This is a genomic window from Kribbella sp. NBC_00359, from assembly GCF_036097425.1.
Classification (GTDB): Bacteria; Actinomycetota; Actinomycetes; order Propionibacteriales; family Kribbellaceae; genus Kribbella.
This window is the reverse complement of record NZ_CP107975.1, coordinates 1,101,694-1,121,692: the sequence shown is the minus strand read 5'-3', so window position 1 is coordinate 1,121,692 and position 19,999 is coordinate 1,101,694. Positions and strand designations below refer to the sequence as shown.

Here is a 19,999-nt window from a genome sequence, read left to right as displayed (position 1 = left end):
CTCTGGGCACCGGATCTGGAGTGAGCAGCCAAAGCAACACCGCCAATGAGGTCAGATACAGTCGTTGGTACGGCATCGCGATCACCGTCGGACTGATCGCGTACGGGGTCGTCTACCTGCTGATCGCCTGGATCGCCCTGCAACTCGCTTGGGGCAAGTCGTCGCAGGAGGCATCGCAACAAGGCGCTCTCCAGGAACTGGCCGACAAGCCGTTCGGAGATGTCCTGCTCTGGATCGTCGCGATCGGTCTGTTCGCGCTGGTGATCTGGCGGGCTCTCGAACTCGCCTACGGTCACCTGGACCTCGAGAAGAAGGTCTCGTCGGTCGGGCGTGGACTGGTCTACCTCGTCCTCGGCATCAGCGCAGTGAAGGTCGCCCTCGGGTCCAGTAGTTCGAGCACCAGTCAGCAGGAGTCACTCAGCGCGAAGCTGATGGCGCACGGACCGGGCCGGGTCCTGATCGTCGTGATCGGTCTGGTCATCATCGGCGTCGGTGTCCGCGACATCTACAAGGCGATCACCAAGAAGTTCACCGAGGATCTGACCGGTGGGGTCTCGGATACGACGATCCTGCTCGGACGGATCGGCTACGCCTCGAAGGGGGTCGCGTTCATCGTCGTCGGCGCCCTGTTCGGCTGGGCGGCGATCGCCTACGACCCGAAGAAGGCCGGTGGCCTGGACACAGCGCTCCGCACGATCAAGGACCAACCCTTCGGTTCCGTCCTGCTCACCATCCTCGCCCTCGGCATCGCCGCCTTCGGCCTGTACGCCTTCGTCTGGTCCCGCAACGCCCGCCGTTAACCGACTGGTATGTCCCGCCGCCGCAGCCCTACCAGCCCGGCGGCTCCGAGTACGGCGGCGATCGCGAGCAGCGCGATCAGCGGACCCGCTGACGTGGACCCGCCGGGGAGTTGCGGCAGATGGCTGAACGGCGAGATGCCTCGCACCCAGTCGGCCAACTGCACGCCGCCACTGACGAGTCCGATCAGCAGGCAGATCGCCGGCCCTGCCCACGCGATCGGTGACAGGCGTGGAAGCAGCCCGAAGAGAGCGATGGCGATCGCAGCCAGCACCCAAACGGCCGGCAGTTGCGCCAGTGACGCACCGATCAGCCGCGGAAGCTGTCCGCCCACATCGCCGATCGCCAAGCCATAGGCGATCCCCTCGGCTACACCCGCGGCGAGCAGAGCCAGCGCCGGACCCAGCAAGCTGAAGGCCAGGTGGCTCCCGGCCCACCGCAGCCGGCTCGTGGCGGTCGCGAGTACCGGCTCGGCCCGCCCACTCGCCTCCTCGGTGCGCAACCGCAGCGTCGCCTGAACCGCGTACGCCGACGCGATCAGCCCGACGATCGTCATCACTCCGGCGAAGTACGAATCGATCAGCCCGGCCGCGCCACCGAGCCGCTGGAACACCTCCCGCACCGAGGGATCGTCGCGCATCATGTCGCCCACACCCTTGGCCACGCCGCCGAACAGCAAGCCCAGCAACGCGAATCCGACGGTCCACGCCGCGAGCAGCCCGCGATGCAGCCGCCACGCGAGTGCCAGCGGCGATCCGAGCTGCCCCTCCGCCGGACCGAGCCTGGCCGGCAACAGTCCCGCGCCGACATCCCGCCGTACCGACAGATAGAGGGCAACGGCAACGAGTACGACGGTTGCCGCGAGCACCAGAACTGCGAGCCACCACCGGTTGGCGCCGTACGGATGGATCCGTTGGGCCCAGGCGATCGGGGAGAGCCAGGCCAGCCAGGCCAGCGGTCCGTCCGTGTGCGCGCTGGTGTCACCGGCGGCCCGCAGGACGTACGCCGCACCGAGCACGCTGATCGCGATACCCCGCGCGGTCCCGGCGCTCGCGGTCAGCTGGGCGGCCACCGCGCCGACCGCGGCGAACATCCACCCGGTGCCGGCGAATTCGATGCCGATGGCAAGGGATCCGGCCATCGGCAGATCCTGGCTGTGCATGCCGAGGGCCAGCAGTACGCCGAGCACCAGATTCGCGCCGAACGTCGCCAGCAGCGCCGCGGCCAACTGCGCGTGCCGGCCGACGACACTTGCCCCGAGTAGCTCGCGCCGACCGGTCTCCTCCTCGACCCGGGTGTGCCGGATCACCGTGAGCAGGCTGATCAGTCCGATCATCACCGGGACGAAGCCCAGTCGCCAGGTGACGAACTCACCCAGGCTGGTCCCGGACAGTTCGCCGTACAAGGTGATGAAGCCGGCGTTGCTCGCGTACTTCAGTCTCGACTCCGGCGTCGGGAACAGATCGCCGTACGTCTGCACGTAGCTGATCGAGATCGCGCACAGCAGCACGATCCACAGCGGCAGCACGATCCGGTCGCGGCGCAGGATCAGCCTGATCAACCCACCGGTCCCCGCAAGAGTCTTCATCGCGAAACCGCCTCCGGCTCGTACAGCCGCAGGAACAGCTCCTCCAGCGACGGCGGCTGACTGACCAGACTCCGTACGCCGATCTCGGTGAGCCGGCGAAGCACCGGGTTGAGCTCGTCCGTGTCGACGTCGAACCGCACCCGCCCTTCGTCCACCCGCAGATCGTGTACGCCGTCCAGCTGAGCCAGACCGTCCATCGTTCCGACCAGCTCGGCCTGGATCGACGTACGGGTCAGGTGCCGCAGCTCGGACAGCGAGCCGCTCTCGACGGCCCGGCCGGCGCGGATGATCGTGACCCGGTCGCAGAGCGCCTCGACCTCGGACAGGATGTGGCTGGACAACAGGACCGTCCGGCCGTCGCGCTCGCTCACCTCCTGGACGACCTCGCGGAAGACCTCCTCCATCAACGGGTCCAGCCCCGAGGTGGGCTCGTCGAGGAGCAGCAGTTCGACGTCGGAGGCCAGCGCGGCGACCAGCGCCACCTTCTGACGGTTGCCCTTGGAGTAGGCGCGGGCCTTCTTACGCGGGTCGAGATCGAAGCGGTCGAGCAGATCGGCCTTGCGCTTCTTGTCCACGCCGCCGCGCATCCGGCCGAGCAGGTCGATCGCCTCGCCGCCGGACAGGTTCGGCCACAGCGTCACGTCGCCGGGTACGTAGGCGAGCCGGCGGTGCAGGTCGGTCGCATCCGACCACGGATCGCCGTCCAGCACGCGTGCGGTGCCCGCTGTCGCCCGGGTCATCCCGAGCAGGATCCGGATCGTGGTGGTCTTCCCCGCGCCGTTCGGGCCGAGGAATCCGTGCACTTCCCCGGTGTGCACCGTGAGGTCGAGACCGTCCAGGGCGCGCGTCCGCCCGAACGTCTTGACCAGACCTTCCGTGCTGATCGCAGCCGGCATGATCACTTCTCCTCAGAGCGTTTGCGTAGTTGTTCTGCCTGTTCCGGCGTGACCAGCGGGATGGTGAAGACCTCCATCAGCCCCTGGCCGATCCGGGCATACCCCGCCGGTGAGGTGATGTCCTCGCCCAGCGCCTTCGAGACCTGGTCACGGAAGACGAAGACGCTCAGCTTGATCGCGGCCAGCGCGGCCGCGTAGGCCCGCCGGTCGCTCGGCTCGATGCCGTAGCTGGTGCTCCACTGCTCGACCACGTCGACGGCGTCGAGGAACAGCGCGGTCGCGGTCTCCGAGCCGTCCATCATCGAGCGGACCAGGTAGAGCTGCAGCGGGAAGACACGCGGGTGCAGCGCCGCCGGGTCGAGGCCGGCCACTCCGTCCTGATCGGTGAGCTCCGCGCCGATCTCGGTCATCCGCTCCCGCGCGTACTGGTCGCAGGCGTCCCGCAGGGCCTCCTTGGAACCGAAGTGGTGCCTGACCAGTCCGGACGAAACGCCTGCCTCGGCGGCGATGTCGCGGATCGACGCACCCTCGATGCCGCGCTCACCGAACAGCTTGATCGCCGCGTCCCGGATCCGCGCCCGCGCGGTCAGGTCGTCGACCGGTCGATCCATCACCAGCTCCTCTCGCTACACACAAAAGCAAACTACTACACGCTCGTGTAGTCAAGCCTCTCCCTGGGATGTGGCACGCGTGGGGGGAACCGGACTCCACCGAGCCGGTGACAGGGGCTGACCTCTTCCGTCCGGTCCGGGGTAGTCAGACAATGACAGTGGACACGGATCGGTGGGGGTCCCGGGCCGGGGCTGTGGGGTGCAGCAGCCGGATGGCCGTGCCCGGGGAGGCCCTACGGCCTGGAGGGGGTTCGATGACCAGGATTCTCGTTGTCGACGACGAACCCGATCTGCTGGGCTTCGTCCGCAGCGCGCTGGAAGCCGAAGGCTTCCACGTGATCACGGCGACGGACGGGACGGAAGGTCTCCGGCTCGCTCTGACAACCAAGCCCGACCTGGTGATCCTGGACCTGCTGATGCCGGGACTCGACGGTCAGGCAGTACTGACCGCCTTGCTGACGCACGACCGGTCCACCCGGATCCTGGTGCTGTCCGCGACAGAGGATCGGCAGGTCCGGGTCACCTGCCTCGAACAGGGCGCGGTCGACTTCCTGGCCAAGCCGTTCGTGGTCCGGGAGCTGCTCGCCCGGGTGCGGTCGCGGCTGCTGTCGCCGGCCGCCGCCGGCGCGGCCTGGCTGCCGGAGGTCCTGCGGGTCGGCGAGATCGTGCTCGACACCCGGACCCGGCGGCTGCAGATCGGTGAGCGCTCCGCCGAACTGCCGCAGCGGGAGTTCCTGCTGCTGCAGCACCTGATGCGCAACCCCGACACCGTGTGCTCCCGGCAGGAGCTGCTGTCCGAGGTGTGGGGCTACGACTTCGACCCGGCGACCAACCTGGTCGACGTGTGTATCGCCCGGCTCCGGTCCAAGCTCCGCAACGACGTCATCCGGACGGTGCGCAATGTCGGCTATCAGCTACAAACAGCGTGACGCCGCGGCCGGTGTGCTGACCGGCCCGACCGCACGCCGCGCCTGGCTGAGCAGCGGTCTGACCACAGACTGCCTGCTGGCTGCCTTCATGCTGGCCATGCTCGTGCTGATGACCCGCATGCCTGGTGAGGAGACGATTCCGTACCACTTCCTCTTCCTCAGCCTCACCATCGTGTACGGGTTCCGGGTCTGGCCGCTGTGGCCGACCCTGCTGGTGGCACTGGCCGTGACCGGGGCGACCGGCTGGGTCCTCGGCGACCGGGTGGTGGACGGGGTCATCGACGGGGCCGAGCTCGCCGAGGTGCCGCTGATGCCGGCGCTGTTCGTCGCGATGGTGTGGCACGCCCGCCGGCGGATCGCGGCGCTGCGGCAGGTGGAGCACATGGCCGACCAGCGCCGCGCCAGCCTGGACCGTGAGCGCGGATTCCTCCGGGACACCTCGCACGCGATCCGGACCCCGATCACGATCGCCCGCGGTCACCTCGAACTGGCCGGCACAGTGCCGTCGACCGATGTGGCCAGACCGCACGTCGAGGTAGCGCTCCGGCAACTGGATCGGATGTCCGCATTGTCGAACCGCTTGCTCGCACTGGCGCGTCTGGACGCCGGCGAGGAATTGGACCTCAGACCGACTGACGTGACCGCGCTCGTCGGTGAGATCGGCCAGAACTGGACCGCGAACCCCGACAGGATCTGGCTGGTCGAGTGCCGGCCCACCGGACGGCTACGCGTCGATCCGGACTGGCTGGAGCTCGCACTCGATGCACTGGTGGAGAACGCCGTGCATTTCACCGAGTCCGGTGACACGATCCGGCTCGGTTGTACGTCGTTGCCCGAGTACGTCGCGATCACCGTCGACGACTCGGGGCCGGGGATCAAGCCCGACGACCTGCCGTTCGTGTTCGACCGGTTCTGGCACCGCCGGCCGGAGCACGGTCCGATGGGCAGCGGTCTCGGCCTGCCAATGGCGCGTGCGGTCGCGGATGCCCACGGCGGCACGTTGCTGGCCATGGCCAGTCCCGACGGTGGCGCCCGCTTCGTCCTGAGCATCCCGCGCACCGGGTGATGCTCAGCGGACGACGACGTGTGCCACCTGCGCCTGGCCCAGCAACACCGTGACTTCGGCACCCCGGCGGATCCAGTTGCCGGGGTTCTCGAACACGAGGTAGTAGGTCTCGCCCGCGGTGTACTTGCCGGTGTGTGCGTGACTCATCAGCAGGTCGCGCACCACGAGTCCGGTGTCCTCGTCGATCACCGCCGGTGGCGTCGCGGCGTCGTGCAGGCTGTTCGCCCGGTTGGGATCCAGCACCTGGAACCTCAGGTCGAGCAGGCCGCCGCCCCCGGTCACGGCCACCCGAGTGATGCGTACGCCGCTGCGTTGCGCGAGACCGTCCGCGTCCACCGGCGTACGTCCCCAGGCGATCTGTGCGACCGGTGCCGGTGCAGCCGCGGACTGGTCGCTCCGGACGCTGTAGAGCAACCAGCCTGTCAGTGCACCGGCGACCAGAGCGATTCCGGTCAGAACGCCCAGAACCTTGGGTTTGCGGCTCATGGCTGGATGAAGACCAGCATGCCGCCACCGGTCAGCGGCGTCGGTGAGGTACTGGTCTGAGGTCCGCTGGTCAGGTGGAGTTGGCGGTTGAACAGTGGGAAGCCGTGGCTGCTGGGCGGACTCCCCGCGGGCACGACCATCACGGTGTCCTCGGTGGCGCCTGCCGGGATCGTCTCCGTGCTGGCGCTGAACGGGTTCGTCAGCAACCTCGCATCGCGGGCGACGACCTGCTGGTGTGCACCGAGCAGTGTCATCGAGGTGTTGTCGTAGCCGGCGTTGAGGTACCGCAGCAGGACGCGTTGACCCGCGGCGGCCGTGATCGCCGGGATCGCCGGATATGCGGCCCCGTTGACAAGCCAGTACGTCGCTCTGAAGTTCTGCAGGTCGAAGGTCTCCGGCGCGGCGTTGAACGCGGGATCGACCGCCATGAGGACCAGCACGGCCTCCACGTCGTACGCCGTTGTCGCGGAAGCGTAGGCCTGGTTGGCAGTGGTCGTGCGCACCAGCAACGCACCGGACAGCCCCATCGCCTCCTGCCGGCCGGCGTCGCCGCCGCTCTGGTACAGGTAGGTGCCCGGCTGGGCCGTGAAGGTCCGGCTGACCGCGGTCCCGGGTGCCGCATCGGTCGGTCCGGGGTTGAACGTCACCCCGGGAATCTCGAACGACACCACATGCCCAGCGGGCAAGGCGTTCCGGACCGTGATCGTGACCAGGTCGCCCTGGGTCACCTCGAGCCGTGGCCCGGGCAGGGTCGCGGTGGCCGTCGCGCAGTTGCCGGGGGTCGTCGGCGTACCGAAGCCCCAGATGGGTACCGTGCCGCCGCCGGGCAGCGGAGCCGTCCCGGGTACGGCGCACAGTTCGATCGCGACCGTCGCCGCCGAGGCCGCGCCACCCACACAGGTCAGGCCGAACACGGCCAGCACGAACACCAGCAGGACCCGGGCCCCGCGGTGGACGGATGTACGCATCGCCGCTCTCCTTTGCCACTCGTGCCCGGTCATGGCGCGTCGTACACGATCTTCATCAGGTCGCCCCAGGTCGAGAACGTCGTCGGCGCGGGGGCGGTGTACCGCTGGGTGTGGACGAGCACCCGGAGCTGGCCGGCGTACGAACCCGTGCCGACGTAGGCGCTCGCCGGTCCCGACAGCGTCCACGTAGAGCTGACGTCCGTGGAGCCGACCGCCTGTGGCTGCGTCGGCGGTGCGAGGAGCGTGGTCCAGCCGGCCGACGTGGCCGAGCTACAGCCCGCCGCGCCGGCAATCGTCCAGTTGCAGATCTTGACTGTCTGCTGCGGCACGTTGGTGGTGAGCGACACGCAGGCGGTCCCGGTCGTGGAGCCGCAGTTGCGGCCCTCGTAGATCACCTTGAGGTTCGTGCTTCCGGCTGGTACGCCGCCGAACGCGGCGTACCAGTCGGTCGCGAGGGCGGTCACGACCGCACCGCTCAGGTGACTCGCGGCTGCGGTTCCGAGTTGACCGCGGCTGACTGTCCAGGTGGTCGTGCCTTGGCCGCCGGTGACCAGCAGGATCTCGTTGTCGATCCGTACGTAGTACTGGCCGGTCGAGGGGAAACCGGCGGCCGAGGCGACTGTGATGGACAGCTGTCCCGCGGTGGTCGGGGTCGGCCGGGTCGTCGTCTTCGGGTTGAGCTGGTAGTAGACGTCGTCGGATTGCCCGAGCGCGGCGACCGAGCCGGACTTGAGCGTGGCGCCGATCAGCGAGGACGACGTCGGTGAGCCGAAGCAGCCGCCCGCGGGGTCGACGCGCAGCAGCGTGCCCATACCGCCGAAGCCCTGGTCGAAGTTGGTGAACTCGTTCAGCGCGTGGCTGTGCAGCGGGAAGTACCACTCACCGCAGGCGTTCTGCGAGGTGGTGCCGACCGGCAGCGTGCCCTTGTAGCCGAGGTACGGCGATCCGCTGTACCAGGTGTTGCCGTCCTTGAAGAACACGTTGCGGTAGTTCGGTTGCGCCACCGGCAGCGGGTTCGTGGTGGGATTCCAGTTGTCCGCGTCGTCCCAGCGGAGCAGGAAGTCCTCGGTCTGCCCGGAGCCGATGGTCTCGCCGAAGTGCTCGGTGGACGCGACCAGCCGGCCGTCCTGGGCGATCTGCCGGGTGTGGTTGCCGTGCGGGTGGAACGGGTGGTTGACCGCGCCGACGTTGATCATCCGGATCAACGCGGGCCGGTTGTCGGCGGACGAACTCGGCTGGAGCCGGACCAGGGCGCCGTACGGCTGGTTCGGCAGCAGGGCGGAGCCGTTGTCCTGGATCGTGTCGGGGAATTCGCGGCCGTTGATGGCGAAGTACCGGTTCCGCAGCGAGTTCACGTCGTACGTGCCGCCGACCTCGATCGCGTGGTGCAGATCGGGGTCGATGTCGCTGAGCAGCAGCAGGTACTCGCGGGCGGGCGCGAACTGGGTGCCCGTGTCGTTGTACGCGAAGTCGGCGCCCAGCGTCGGTCGCACGATCAGCGCACCCGCCAGTCCCATCTCGATCTGCTTGGCGACGTCGGATCCGCTCTCGTACAAGTACGTGCCGGGCTGGCCGGCCGGGAACGTGTAGGTGACGTCGCCGGCCGGAGACGCCTCGGTGGTCAGCAGGCCGGCGCTGCCGCCGGTCGCGGCGACCGTGCCGTCCTGGCCCGGGAAGACGATCGAAGTTGCCTCAGGCAAGTTGTTGTGCAGGTGCACGACCACCGTCTGTCCCTGGGTGGTGCAGAGCACCGGACCGGGACTCTGGAAGTGCCCGCCGGCCGGCGAGTAGCTCCACGTGAAGACGCTGTTGCCGTCCGGTGTGTCGATCGTGCCCGCCGACGCGACCAGGTCGAACGTCGTGGTCGAGCCCGCGACCGTGCCCGTCGTACAGACCATGCCGATCGGCGGGACCGCCTCCGGCTGGGCGTCGGCGGTCAGCGTTGCGACCGGGACGAGCAGACCGGCGGCGAGCGCCAGACCGGCCAGTGAACGGCGGATCCGTGGCAAGGTGCTGCGTGTCATCGTCGCCTCCTGCTCAGACATAGGTCTGGCTCACGACGGTCTGCGCGGGCAACGGGGTCTGGTACACCCGTACCTCGGTCATCATTCCGCTCGGGCCGGGTGCGCCGAGGCTGGACAACCTGCGCCAGTCCCGGTTCTTGAAGTAGTAGACGTTGTAGCTGCCACGCCCGTCGCTCCCGGACGGCCGGGTCGGCAAGTACGCCGGCGCGTCGAACACCACGTCCCGGGCCTCACCGGGACCGATGTACAGCGTGTTCGTCCAGTACGACGTGTCCGTGCCGCCGTTGCGCAGCAGCGACGCGTCCTGGCCGATCACGTGCATCGGGATCCCCGGCAGTTGCATCGCATGCTGCTGGTAGCCCAGGTTCGCGAGCCGCAGCAGCACTCGGTCGTTGGAGTTCACCTGGATCAGCGCCGAGTTCGGCAGGCTGTAGTCCGGAGCATCGTCGTAGTTCGGGTTCGGCGTCGCGATCCGCAGCGTCGGCGGCAACCCGGGATCGTCGTTCGGCAGCGTGGTCTGCGGGTAGCAGCGGCCGTTGAGGACGAACCACTGCGGCTCGTAGTCGGTCGCGATCGACTCCTGGATGTCCCGGTCGCCGTCGTGGAAGTTCTTCCAGTACTCGTTGAGCAGGATCGCGAAGTGCCGGTGGTAGCCGGTCGAGCCGTCGCCGTCGTTGTACGCGAACTGCGAGAACCCGCCGATCGTCGTACCGTCCTGCAGGGGGCGGACGAAGACGATGCCGGTCATCCCCATCTGCACGTGCTCGACATCCTCGAAGTGGCAGTGGTACATGTACGTGCCCTCGCGGTGCGGACGGTAGAAGTACGTCAGTTGCTTGCCGATCGGCACCGCGACCGAGACCTCGGGGACGCCGTCGTTCAGTGGCGACGGTACGTCGAAGCCGTGCCAGTGCACCGTGTGCGAGTCGGTCAGGTCGGGCCGCTGGACCAGGCCCAGGTTGGTGAGGGTGATCTTGATGTCGTCGTTCTGCTTGACGTCGATGGTCGGCGCGCTGGTCTGGGCATGCCCCTTGTACTGCGTGACCAGCTGGTCCACTGTGGCCGTCGGGCTGACCGGGATGAACCCGAAGATGTAGAGCGGGTTGCCCGGCCGTCCGGGTACCTGTGCGTACCCGTCGGTGGCGGCTAGGGCCAGCGTGGTCGTGGCCGCCGCGGCGGCGCCGGTGCCGCGGACCACTCCGGCGCCGATCCCGCCGAGGGCGAGGGTGCCCAGTGCACCCAGGCCGGTGGCCTTGAGGAAGTCCCGGCGTCCGACGCCGGTCGGGTGCGGTTCCATCGTGTCCTCCTGCCGAGGCTGATAGGTGCTCATGGCAACGGCACCGGAAGGCCCGGCAGCTCGTCCGCGCCCAGGTCCCACGGAGTGCGAACCCGGAGCGTCCGCAGTTGCGGCCGGTACTGACTGTCGTAGTCGCCCAGGCCGTTCAGCGCTGCGATGAGGCCGGGCATCCCGCTCGGGGCCTGGACCGCGCCCGCGGAGCACGGGTTGAGCGCGGTGGCCGGAGCCGGCGAGGCGGTGTTGGAGCACCGGACGCCGCGGTCCACGACCGGGCTGGTGCCCAGCAGGTGGTAGTTCCCGGTCAGTCCGACCGGCGGATCCGCGCCGGTGATGGTGACCGCTGCGGTCTGCGGGTCGAGCCGGGACCCGGACACCGTCAGCTCCAGCGTGAACGGCGTGACGAACGCCGGGTCGGAGCCGATGATGTTGCCCTGCCCGCCGGGCACGGCGCGCTGTACGCCGTCCGGCCCGAGGATCTGGCCGTTGGTCAGGTCGGAGTACCGCGGGATGAACGTGTCGGCGTTGTTCGTCGTCCCGTGCACCTCGAAGTCGATGAATCCCTGGTCCACCAGCGTGGAGCCCGGACCGAACCCGGTCAGGGTGAACGCGTTGTTGTTCCAGAAGATGTCGTTGAACTGGGCCACCGGGCGGGAGAAGTCCGGCCGGGTCGCCGCGTTCGGGTACTGCGCGACATACCGGGCATCCGTCTGCCACAGCGGGTCGTTGCCCTCGGATGCGAGGCCCGCCGAGTGCGGTTCGCCGATCGCCGAGTTCTCCGACGAGGCGGTGGCCACGTTGTTCGCGACGGTGTTGTTGACGATCCGCACGTTGGACGAGTCGTCCAGCATCAGCGCGCCGCCGATGTCCGCCGACCCGTTGTCGACAATCTGATTGTCGCGGATGTTGATCACGCCGTTGAGCGCGTCGAGCACGAACACGCCGCCGCCGTCGTCACCGGAGTAGTTGCTCTGGATCAGGTTCTTGTCCAGCGACACCTGGCCGGTGCCGTCACCGAGACCGCCGCCCACCGGCAGCTCGGACTCGATCGCGACGCCCGCGCCGGAGTCGACCGAGTCGTTGTAGTAGATCTGGTTCTCGTGGATGTTCCCGTTCGGGCTGAGCCCGATGTGGGAGATGCCGGCGCCGTAATTGACGCTGAAGTTCGAGCAGACGATGTTGCCGGTCACCTCGTAGTTGTTCGAGCCGTAGAAGATGCCGAGACCACCGGCCTGGGTCAGACCGCCGTTGCCGAGCAGCCGGTTGTTCGCGACCTTCACGTCGAAGTTGTGGCTGGCGTGGTCGTACGGCTGCCCGATCCCGATGCCACCGGCGACGACGCCGGCGTTGTTCTCGAGCACGTTGTTGGTGAGCCGCTCGTTGTTGATCGAGGCCTGCAACTGGATGCCGCCGGCGCCTTCACCGGATCCGCCGGTCATCAGGGCGACTCCGTCGATCCGGGACCGGTTGAACGCGGTCTGGTTGACTGCGGTCGTCGTACCGGTCAGGTCGTACGCCGTCGTCGTCTTCGCGACCACGGTGACGTCAGCACCCCGCAGTACGGGATGGGCCGCGTCGACGTACGGAGCGTTGGCCGCGATGGTGGCGTCGTACGCGGTCGCGTTCTGCTGGAAGTAGCGGCCGTCGATGACCGAGCCGAGCACGTGGAACCGCGGGTCCTCCGGGTCACGGGCCTGGAACTCGTGCGCGCCGATGATGCCGCCCGGGCCGAGGCCCTGGATCTTCAGCGGCTTCCAGACCAGGACGTTCTCGTTGTACGTACCGGCCTTGAGCACCAGCAGGCTGCGTGCCGGGGCGGCGTCGATGGCGGCTTGCAGCTGGTGACCGGTGAGCGTCGGGGCGGCCACAGGCACGACGTTCGGGTTGTAGGCGATGCCGAGCGACGTTCCGGTGACATGCACGGTGATGCCGTTGACCGTCGACACTCCGCCCGCACTGTTCGCTGTGGTCAGGGTGAGGTGCTTCGGTCCAGGCGTGAAGGTCAGGCCGAAGCTCGGGATCCGGATCTGGACCTGATCAGGTACGCCGGTCGTCCCGGAGGTGCCTGGAGTCCAGCTGACGATGCCACCGTTGGCCCGGGTCAAAGTCGTGACGACACCGGTGCGATCGTCCGTCAGGGTCGCGCGGACGCCGGTCGTGCCGGTGGCAGTGCCCTGCGCACCGATGAAGTCGGCCTGGATCGTCATCAGCTGTCCGGCCGTCCGGACCGGGTTGTCGACCTGCAGCAGCTCGGGCCGCGCCGGGACGGCGGGGTCCTCACAGCCGGTGCCGGAGATCGGGTCCAGTGGCAGGTCGAGCTGGGTGGTCAGACCCGGCCAGGCGTCGGCCGGAGTCGTTGCCGTGAGCAAATTCGGGTTGTAGGTCGGGTTCGGCGCCGTCTTGGAACCGGGGTCGTCGACCTTCACCAGGTACATGCCGGGGCACGGACCTTGCGGGATCGGGCAGTTCAGGGTCTCGGTCGACGGGACCAGGGCCTCGAAGGAGCCGTCCGGGCTGGTCTTCACCGTGGTGAGGAGCCGCCAGTTGTTCGCGTCGTACGGCGCGTTGACGTTGCCGCCGGGTCCGGCGGTGTCGACGCGGGCGTAGATGCCGACCGGGATGTTGCCGATCGGACGGGGTTCGCCGTACCACGGCGAGTTCGGGTCGCGCTCGAAGTAGATGTCGTTGAAGACCTGGCCGACCAGCCGGCCGGGCTCGGCGACGTCACCGGTGCGGGTGTCGGCCGGGTCCTCGCCGTTGGGGTCGGTGCGGAAGTTGGTCATCATGTTGAAGTCGGCGTTGGCGTTCTGGCTGTTCTGCAGGACGACCAGCCGCTTGTCGCACAACGGTGCGTGTGCGTCGGGGACGTTGAAGTAGTTGCTGCGCGGGGTCAGCGAGGACTTGTCGATCACGTGGTCGTCGCCGGTGCACGGCGGCGGTGGGATGGCCGGCGTGAACTTGTTGCCCAGGTCAACGTTCACGTCCTCCTCGCGGACCGGACGGTAAAGACAGCCGCTGCCGTCGCCGGGCAGCGATCCCTTGGCGTGGCTGACGCGCTGCGAAGCACCCGCCGGGTTGCACAGCCGGTCGTCGGTGCTGTCGGTCGGCATCACGACGTGCGTGATGTAGGTGCCGGCAACCAGTGCCGTCGGCTGCGTGTTGCCGGTGCAGGTGCCGTCGTCGGCGGTCAGGTCGTAGCCGTTCGGGCAGTAGTCCGCGAACGCGTAACCGCCGTCGAACGCGCCGTCCTTGGTCTGCTCACCGGTGATCGGGACCTCGAAGCAGTTCGGCCCGATGTCCGGGTTCATCTGGGCGCTGATGTCCGCGCCGGTCGCGTCCCGGACCGCACAGCCTGGTCCGTACGTCGCCGGGTTCGCCGGCGGCGTGCCGCTGGGCTGGACCCAGTGGTCGGTCACGTACTTGTTCACGACCACGTCGTCGGCCGTGTTCGGGAGTCCGTCCGCGCCGAGCGTCTCCAGGTAGACCGTGACGTCGGGAATGGCCGGCTCGTAGTCCTCGTGCGCCTGGAAGCGCGCGTCGAACTCGTTCCGGGTGGTCGAGAAGTACGTGATGCCGACGATCTGGCCCGGCGTACCGGCCGGGTAGTCGGTCTTGCCCCAGTCGACCGTGGCGCGGTGTCCCTCGGTCAGCAGTTGGTTGGTGAGCAGGGCGCCGCCGAGGTCGGTCGGGATCGGCGTCACGACGCTCGGGTCGTACTCGTCGTGCTGGGCCGCGCCACTGACTCCGAAGCGCGCGAAGCCTTGCTCGTTGACGATCCAGCGGCCGAGCGGACCGCCCTCGGCGGTCGGGTACTGGTAGTAGCCCGAGGGATCGGTGAAGGTGGCTTCCTTGATCGAGCCGTCGCGCCAGCGCTGGTCCATGTCGGTGTTCGCGATGCCGGGCTCACCTGGATCCCTGATCTGGTTGCCGTTCATGTCCTTGTAGACATGACCGTCCAGCCAGCCGAACCAACGGGACACACCCACGCCGTGCTCGTCCGGATGGACCGGATCCGGATCCTCGACCACAGCCGTCCCACCGGCGGCCACGGTGACCGGCAGGATCCGTATGATGTAGCTCAGCTGCTCGTCCCAGAGGGACAGGTTGTAGCTGCCGGCCGGAACGTTCTGGATGTCGAAGTTGCCGTCGCCGTCGCCCTGGCCGATGAACACGGTGCGGTCGGTGGTGCTGTCGCTGAGGGCCACGAACGGGTTCGCGACCGGCTCACCGAGGGTCAGCTGGTCGAACGGCGGCCAGCCCTGCCAGTTGCGCGCGGTACCGGTGATCTCGCCGGTGCCGGCGGTCGCGAAGGGCTGCGGCGCGCAGACGAAGCCGAACCAGTAGGCGGTCCGGGCCGTCGGCGGCTCCCACAACTGCTCGCCGGGCGCACCGGTGCCGTCGGCACCCTCTTCGGTCGGCGCCTGCAGCTGCAGGCCGCCGTCGATCGTGGTGGTCTGGTACCAGCGACTGTTCGGGTCACTGTTGCACGGCCGGTCCGGCGGATGGACGTCGATGAAGTACGTCGCGGGACCCAGGTTGTCGATCAGGTTGAAGCCGTCGCCGTTCGTCAGGCAGAGTCCGCCGCACAGCGGCTGGTTGTTGTAGTCGACCGTGACATCGCTGTGGGTCTGCTCCTCGAGCCCGACCTGGAATCCGGACAGGCCGGCTTCCTCGGTGTCGGGTGCGCCGTTCGCCCACGCGTTGTCCTCGAACACGAAGACGCGGATCTTGCCCAGCGGCAGCGGATGGTCCGCGCTCTGGACGGTCAGGTCGACGCGCGCGGTCAGTGAGCCGTCCGCGGCGGCGTCGGCGGGCAGGTTGATGTACTTGCCCCACATCTTGTGGTCGAGCGCCCGGACCGAGATCAGGTAGCGCCCAGCGGGCAGCGTGACCGTGTTGCGGGTCTGGTCGCCCTCGCGGACGATCGGGCTGTTGCTCTCGGTGTTGAGCGACTTCGGGTCGTTCGGCAGCTTGGTGTTGTCCAGGTTGATGATGTAGTTGAAGTTCGCCAGCGGCGTCCCGGTCGGGAAGTCGCGCGCGTCGATCGTGACCGAGCAGCCGGCCGCGGGGCAGGCCGCGGCCGCCTGCGCCTTGGGCGCGGACCCGCTGAGGGCCAGCCCGGACAGGCTGGCCGCGATCAGGCCGAGCACGGCGACCCGTGCCACCACCGCCCGCGTACGGCGCACCATCCGGAACGAGCGACCGTGACGGCTGGTCGAAGCAGACATCGGAACCACCCTCCCGGCGGCATGACCTGGTAGGCCACCGCCTGGTGCCTGGACATCTGTGGGTGATCATCCGGCCGTCCGGCGGATCCCGTCGGCTGCATGACCGCTCTGTCATCCGCGGGTCATCCGGCGGTCATCTGGGCGTGCTGGGCGGATGACGATCCGGTCATGAAGTGACCGTCCTGTCATGAAGCGCGTCCTGCTTCCGATCCGGTTCCTATCGTCAGGGCTGTCGGCGCGGTGTCCCAGGATCAAACACACAGTGCCGGCGGGGAGGGGGAGCCCGTGTGGCGCCGCTGTCTGCTGATGCTCGCCGGCGTGCTCCTGCTCTGCGCACTGCCGGCGGTCGCGGCCGCCCACACCGAACTGGTCCGGGCGGACCCGGCCGACGGTGCCGTGCTCGCGGAGTCCCCCGGCCTGGCCCAGCTCTGGTTCAGCGGGGACATCGCGGCATCCCGCAGTACGGCGCGACTCGTCAACGACCGCGGTACCACAGTGCCGGGAACCCAACTGGTGCGAGGATCCGGCGATCCACGGGCGATCGCAGTGGAACTGCCGAGCCTCGCCGATGGTTCCTACGGGTTGCTGTGGGAGGCCGTGTCCGCCCGCGACGGCCACACCACCAGTGGGACCGTCACCTTCTCGATCGGCCACTCCGGAACGGTGTTGCCGACGGCTACCTCCGGCGGTTCGGGTGGGCTGGTGCAACGGTGGATCTGGCTGTTGGCGCTCGCGGGCGTGGTCGGCCCGCTCGCGCTGGTGGTGTTCGTGCTTCGTGCCCCGTCCGATCCGACCGCTCTGGCCGCGCGACGTCGACTGCTGATCGCCTCGCTCGTATCGGCAGTCGTTGCCATGGGCCTACATCACTCCGGGCTCCGGCTGTTCACCCTGGCCGCGCTGTGCGTGCTGGTGGGGCTCGTGCTCGCGGGGCGCGTCGTGTCAGTGGTGCTCCTCGTGCCGCTCGGCGTACTCATGTGGCTCGAGGCTCTCGGCAGTCATGCGGCGGCGCTGCCGTCGGGGCGGCTCTTCGCGCTTGTAGCCGATGCGGTCCACGCCTTCGCCGGACTGCTCTGGCTGGGGGCGGTGCCTGCGCTGCTCGTCCTCTTCTGGCGCGGACCGCGAGGGGAACTGGTGAAGAGCTGCCGAGGGCCCTTCTCCATCTTGGCAGCCGGCAGCGTTCTGCTAGTCGTGGTGTCAGGGCTGTACGGCGCCGGCGTCGAGGTGGCCACCCCTCGGAGCCTCGTCGCCGCGCCGTACGGGCGCTTGCTGCTGCTGAAGACCGGTCTGCTCGCTGCGATGGGCGTGCTGGGTTTGCTCAACGCCTGGCGGCTGCGCCGGCGATCGGTGCCGCGCAAGACGATCGCTGTCGAGGGGGCTGTCGGCGCGCTGCTGCTCGTCGCAGTGGCGGCGCTGGTCGGGCAGGCGCCCGTTGTGAGTACGCCGTCTGACGTCGCACCCGAGGTGACGCGGAGCGGTTTCGTGGCGGATCTCGTCGTCACGGTCTCGGCGACACCGAACCAGCCGGGAGTGAACTGGCTGACCGTTCTCGCCGACAGCACTCGTCGACCCGCACCGGCACCGCTCGACGGTGTCGACCTGCGCATCGGTGACCAGACCGTCGTACTGCAGCAGTTGACGACCACTCGCTACTTCGCCACGTACCGGGCCGGCTCGGCGGGCGCCGTACCGATGGTCGCCGTACTGCGTCGAGCAGATCGTGACTACGCCGTACCGATCGACTGGCAGGTGTCGTCGCCGGCTGTGCGACCGGCACCCGGCCGGAGTCTGGCGCCGTACGTCGATGGGGCGGCCTTGCTCCTGCTGGAACTCGGGGTCGTGGTTTGTGCCTGGTGGCTTGTTCGAGGTCGGGGAGGTTCACGATGAGGTCTCGTGCGGTCGTAGTGGTCGCGTCACTCGCGCTGTCCGGGCAGTCCCTTGCCGCCCCGGCTGCGGATCCGTTCGTCGACGTCATCGTGGTGATGAAGTCGCAGGTGGCTCCCACGGTCGTCACTCCGGATCGGCGGGAGCGGATTCGTCAACTGGAGAAGGCGTTGCGGGATCACGCCGACGCGACGCAGCGCGGTGCCCGTGACCTTCTCGCCGTACGGCGCAAGCAGGGCCGGGTGACGTCCGTGGTCCCGCTGTGGATCACCAATGCGATCGGCGCGCGGGTCCGGTCCAGTGTGGCGGCGGAGCTGGCGGGCCGTCCGGATGTCCGCGAGGTGCGGCCGAGTACGACGATCCAGGCACCGTCCGCCGCCGTTGCGACGGCTGCTGAGCCGAACGTGGCGCAGGTGAACGCACCGGCGTTGTGGGACCTCGGCTACCGCGGCCAGGGCATGGTCGTGGCGTCGATGGACACGGGCGTCGACATCAGCCACCCCGAGCTGGCCACACGCTGGCGTGGTGGCGGCAACAGCTGGTACGACCCGAACGGCCAGCATCCGGCCACGCCGATCGACCTCGTCGGCCACGGTACGCAGACGATGGGGGTGATGGTCGGGGGCGACGGCGGCGGTTCGTCGATCGGGGTCGCGCCGGACGCGCGGTGGATCGCGGTGAAGATCTTCAACGACCGCGGCCAGGCCACGTCGACCGCCATCCATCTCGGCTACCAGTGGCTGCTCGACCCGGACGGGAACCCGGCGACCGCCGACGCGCCGAACGTGGTCGACAACTCGTGGACGATGACCGCGGGCAGCTGCAGCCTCGAGTTCCAGCCGGACCTGCGCAACCTCCGCACCGCCGGCATCCTGCCGGTCTTTGCTGCCGGCAACTACGGGCCGACGGCGGGGACGTCGGCCAGCCCGGCGAACAATCCGGAGGCGCTCGCGGTCGGCTCGGTCGACGGCAACGGACTGATCGATCCCTACAGCAGCCGCGGACCGTCTGCATGTACGCAGGGGACCTACCCGCAGCTGGTTGCGCCCGGCACGGACATCCGCACGACCGACCTGTATGGCGGCTACCTGGACGTCTCGGGGACCTCGCTGGCCGCTCCGCATGTCGCCGGCGCGTTGGCTTTGCTCCTCCAGGCGTCGCCGGGGCTGTCGGCTGATGGTCAACAGGCAGCACTGCAGGCCGGTGCGGTCGATCTGGGTCCTGCGGGTGCCGACAACGACTACGGCGCCGGCCGGCTCGATGTGTTGGCGTCGTACAACTGGTTGCGGAGTACGCCGGACTTCAGTGTGACCGTCACGCCTGGAGCGGTCAGCGTTCTGCCGGGTGGGACTGCGACGTACACCGTGACGGTCGCCAGCAGCGGTGGATTCACGGGCGATGTTGCGCTCTCACTCAGCGGTCTCGCCGGGAGCTTCAATCCGCCGGTTGTGGTGGGAGGTACCGGCACTGCTGCGCTCACAGTGGTCGCGCCCTCGACTCTGGGGACCACTGGGCTCGTCGTCACTGGTACCAGCGGGGTTGTCAGCCATAGCGCGTCGGCATCGCTGACCGTCGTACCGCCGCCGGACTACAGTCTCACCGCGACTCCGGGCACGCGGACGGTGAACGCTGGCGCGGCTGCGGCGTACACGGTGTCTGTCATCCCGGCCAACGGCTTTGCCGGGGACGTGACGCTGTCCGTCGCCGGTTTGCCGGCCAGTGTGGGCACAGTGGCGGTCAGTCCGGCTGTTGTGCATGGCAACGGTACGGCGCAACTCGCTGTCAGCACCGTGGCGACGGCACCCGCCGGCACCTACACGCTGACGGTGTCGAGCTCCAGCGGTGCACTCAGTCATTCGGTGACGGTGAAGCTGGTCGTGAACAGGCCGGACTTCGCCGTGACGATGAGTCCGGCGTCGGTGACGGTCACGCGGGGGCAGACCGCGACGTACACGGTCACCGTGTCGTCGATCAGTGGGTTCGCGGGCTCGGTCAGTCTGAAGGCGTCGGGGCTGCCGGCGAACGCGTCCGTGATCTGGACCGGCAATCCGGTCACTGCTCCCGGAACGGCCACGCTGAAGGTGAAGACGACCTTCAGCACGACCCGAGGAACCTTCAGCATCAAGGTCACCGCCACCAGCGGATCGCTGAGCCACCAGGCCGGCGCAACCTTGGTGGTCCGCTAACAGCTTCCACCGGTTGACAATAGTTCTATTCCTCGTTAACTATT

General features: G+C 68.6%; 13 protein-coding genes. 5 read left to right on the top strand and 8 right to left on the bottom strand.

All coding sequences use genetic code 11. From position 1 onward, the window contains the following. Positions 1 to 20 precede the first annotated feature (20 nt). Positions 21 to 800 (top strand): DUF1206 domain-containing protein, encoded by a 780-nt coding sequence (locus OG876_RS05390; RefSeq protein WP_328523642.1) that lies wholly within the window; start codon positions 21 to 23, stop codon positions 798 to 800. On the opposite strand, the gene OG876_RS05385 is transcribed toward OG876_RS05390, so the two are convergent. From OG876_RS05385 to OG876_RS05375, 3 genes are read right to left on the bottom strand one after another with little or no spacing between them, the layout of a single operon-like run. Then, positions 797 to 2,386: an ABC transporter permease gene (locus OG876_RS05385; RefSeq protein ID WP_328523641.1), complete on the bottom strand. Its 1,590-nt coding sequence runs from the start codon at positions 2,384 to 2,386 to the stop codon at positions 797 to 799. The two genes, OG876_RS05390 and OG876_RS05385, sit on opposite strands and share 4 nt — an antisense overlap. Next, positions 2,383 to 3,282, bottom strand: a complete 900-nt coding sequence (locus tag OG876_RS05380) for an ABC transporter ATP-binding protein (RefSeq protein ID WP_328523640.1) — start codon at positions 3,280 to 3,282, stop codon at positions 2,383 to 2,385. The genes OG876_RS05385 and OG876_RS05380 overlap by 4 nt, the downstream gene beginning before the upstream one ends. Positions 3,283 to 3,284: 2 nt before the next feature. Beyond that, the gene (locus OG876_RS05375) at positions 3,285 to 3,893 is read right to left on the bottom strand and encodes a TetR/AcrR family transcriptional regulator (RefSeq protein ID WP_328523639.1); all 609 of its coding nucleotides are present in this window, start codon (positions 3,891 to 3,893) and stop codon (positions 3,285 to 3,287) included. A gap of 254 nt (positions 3,894 to 4,147) precedes the next feature. Here OG876_RS05375 and OG876_RS05370 point away from each other — a divergent pair, with 254 nt between their 5' ends. Then, the gene (locus OG876_RS05370; RefSeq protein ID WP_328523638.1) at positions 4,148 to 4,822 is read left to right on the top strand and encodes a response regulator transcription factor; all 675 of its coding nucleotides are present in this window, start codon (positions 4,148 to 4,150) and stop codon (positions 4,820 to 4,822) included. Then, the gene (locus tag OG876_RS05365; protein WP_328523637.1) at positions 4,794 to 5,888 is read left to right on the top strand and encodes a sensor histidine kinase; all 1,095 of its coding nucleotides are present in this window, start codon (positions 4,794 to 4,796) and stop codon (positions 5,886 to 5,888) included. The genes OG876_RS05370 and OG876_RS05365 overlap by 29 nt, the downstream gene beginning before the upstream one ends. A gap of 3 nt (positions 5,889 to 5,891) precedes the next feature. On the opposite strand, the gene OG876_RS05360 is transcribed toward OG876_RS05365, so the two are convergent. Genes OG876_RS05360 through OG876_RS05340 form a run of 5 tightly spaced genes read right to left on the bottom strand, consistent with a single transcriptional unit; the run spans position 5,892 to position 15,888 of the window. Further along, on the bottom strand, positions 5,892 to 6,374 hold the full coding sequence (locus OG876_RS05360) for a hypothetical protein (protein WP_328523636.1): 483 nt from the start codon (positions 6,372 to 6,374) through the stop codon (positions 5,892 to 5,894). Continuing rightward, positions 6,371 to 7,342 (bottom strand): multicopper oxidase domain-containing protein, encoded by a 972-nt coding sequence (locus OG876_RS05355; protein ID WP_328523635.1) that lies wholly within the window; start codon positions 7,340 to 7,342, stop codon positions 6,371 to 6,373. The genes OG876_RS05360 and OG876_RS05355 overlap by 4 nt, the downstream gene beginning before the upstream one ends. Before the next feature lie 29 nt (positions 7,343 to 7,371). Continuing rightward, positions 7,372 to 9,366 carry a multicopper oxidase domain-containing protein gene (locus OG876_RS05350; protein ID WP_328523634.1) on the bottom strand — a complete coding sequence of 665 codons (1,995 nt, stop codon included), beginning with the start codon at positions 9,364 to 9,366 and terminating at the stop codon, positions 7,372 to 7,374. A 13-nt stretch (positions 9,367 to 9,379) separates the two neighbouring features. Continuing rightward, positions 9,380 to 10,663, bottom strand: a complete 1,284-nt coding sequence (locus tag OG876_RS05345; RefSeq protein WP_328523633.1) for a multicopper oxidase domain-containing protein — start codon at positions 10,661 to 10,663, stop codon at positions 9,380 to 9,382. A 29-nt stretch (positions 10,664 to 10,692) separates the two neighbouring features. Next, positions 10,693 to 15,888, bottom strand: coding sequence for a hypothetical protein (locus OG876_RS05340; protein ID WP_328523632.1), 5,196 nt, complete (start codon positions 15,886 to 15,888; stop codon positions 10,693 to 10,695). Between the two features lie 285 nt (positions 15,889 to 16,173). Here OG876_RS05340 and OG876_RS05335 point away from each other — a divergent pair, with 285 nt between their 5' ends. Further along, positions 16,174 to 17,772, top strand: coding sequence for a copper resistance CopC/CopD family protein (locus tag OG876_RS05335; protein ID WP_328523631.1), 1,599 nt, complete (start codon positions 16,174 to 16,176; stop codon positions 17,770 to 17,772). After that, complete coding sequence (locus tag OG876_RS05330; protein ID WP_328523630.1) at positions 17,769 to 19,955, top strand: S8 family serine peptidase; 2,187 nt, start codon at positions 17,769 to 17,771, stop codon at positions 19,953 to 19,955. Before OG876_RS05335 ends, OG876_RS05330 begins: the two co-directional genes overlap by 4 nt. The last annotated feature ends 44 nt before the right edge of the window (positions 19,956 to 19,999 follow it).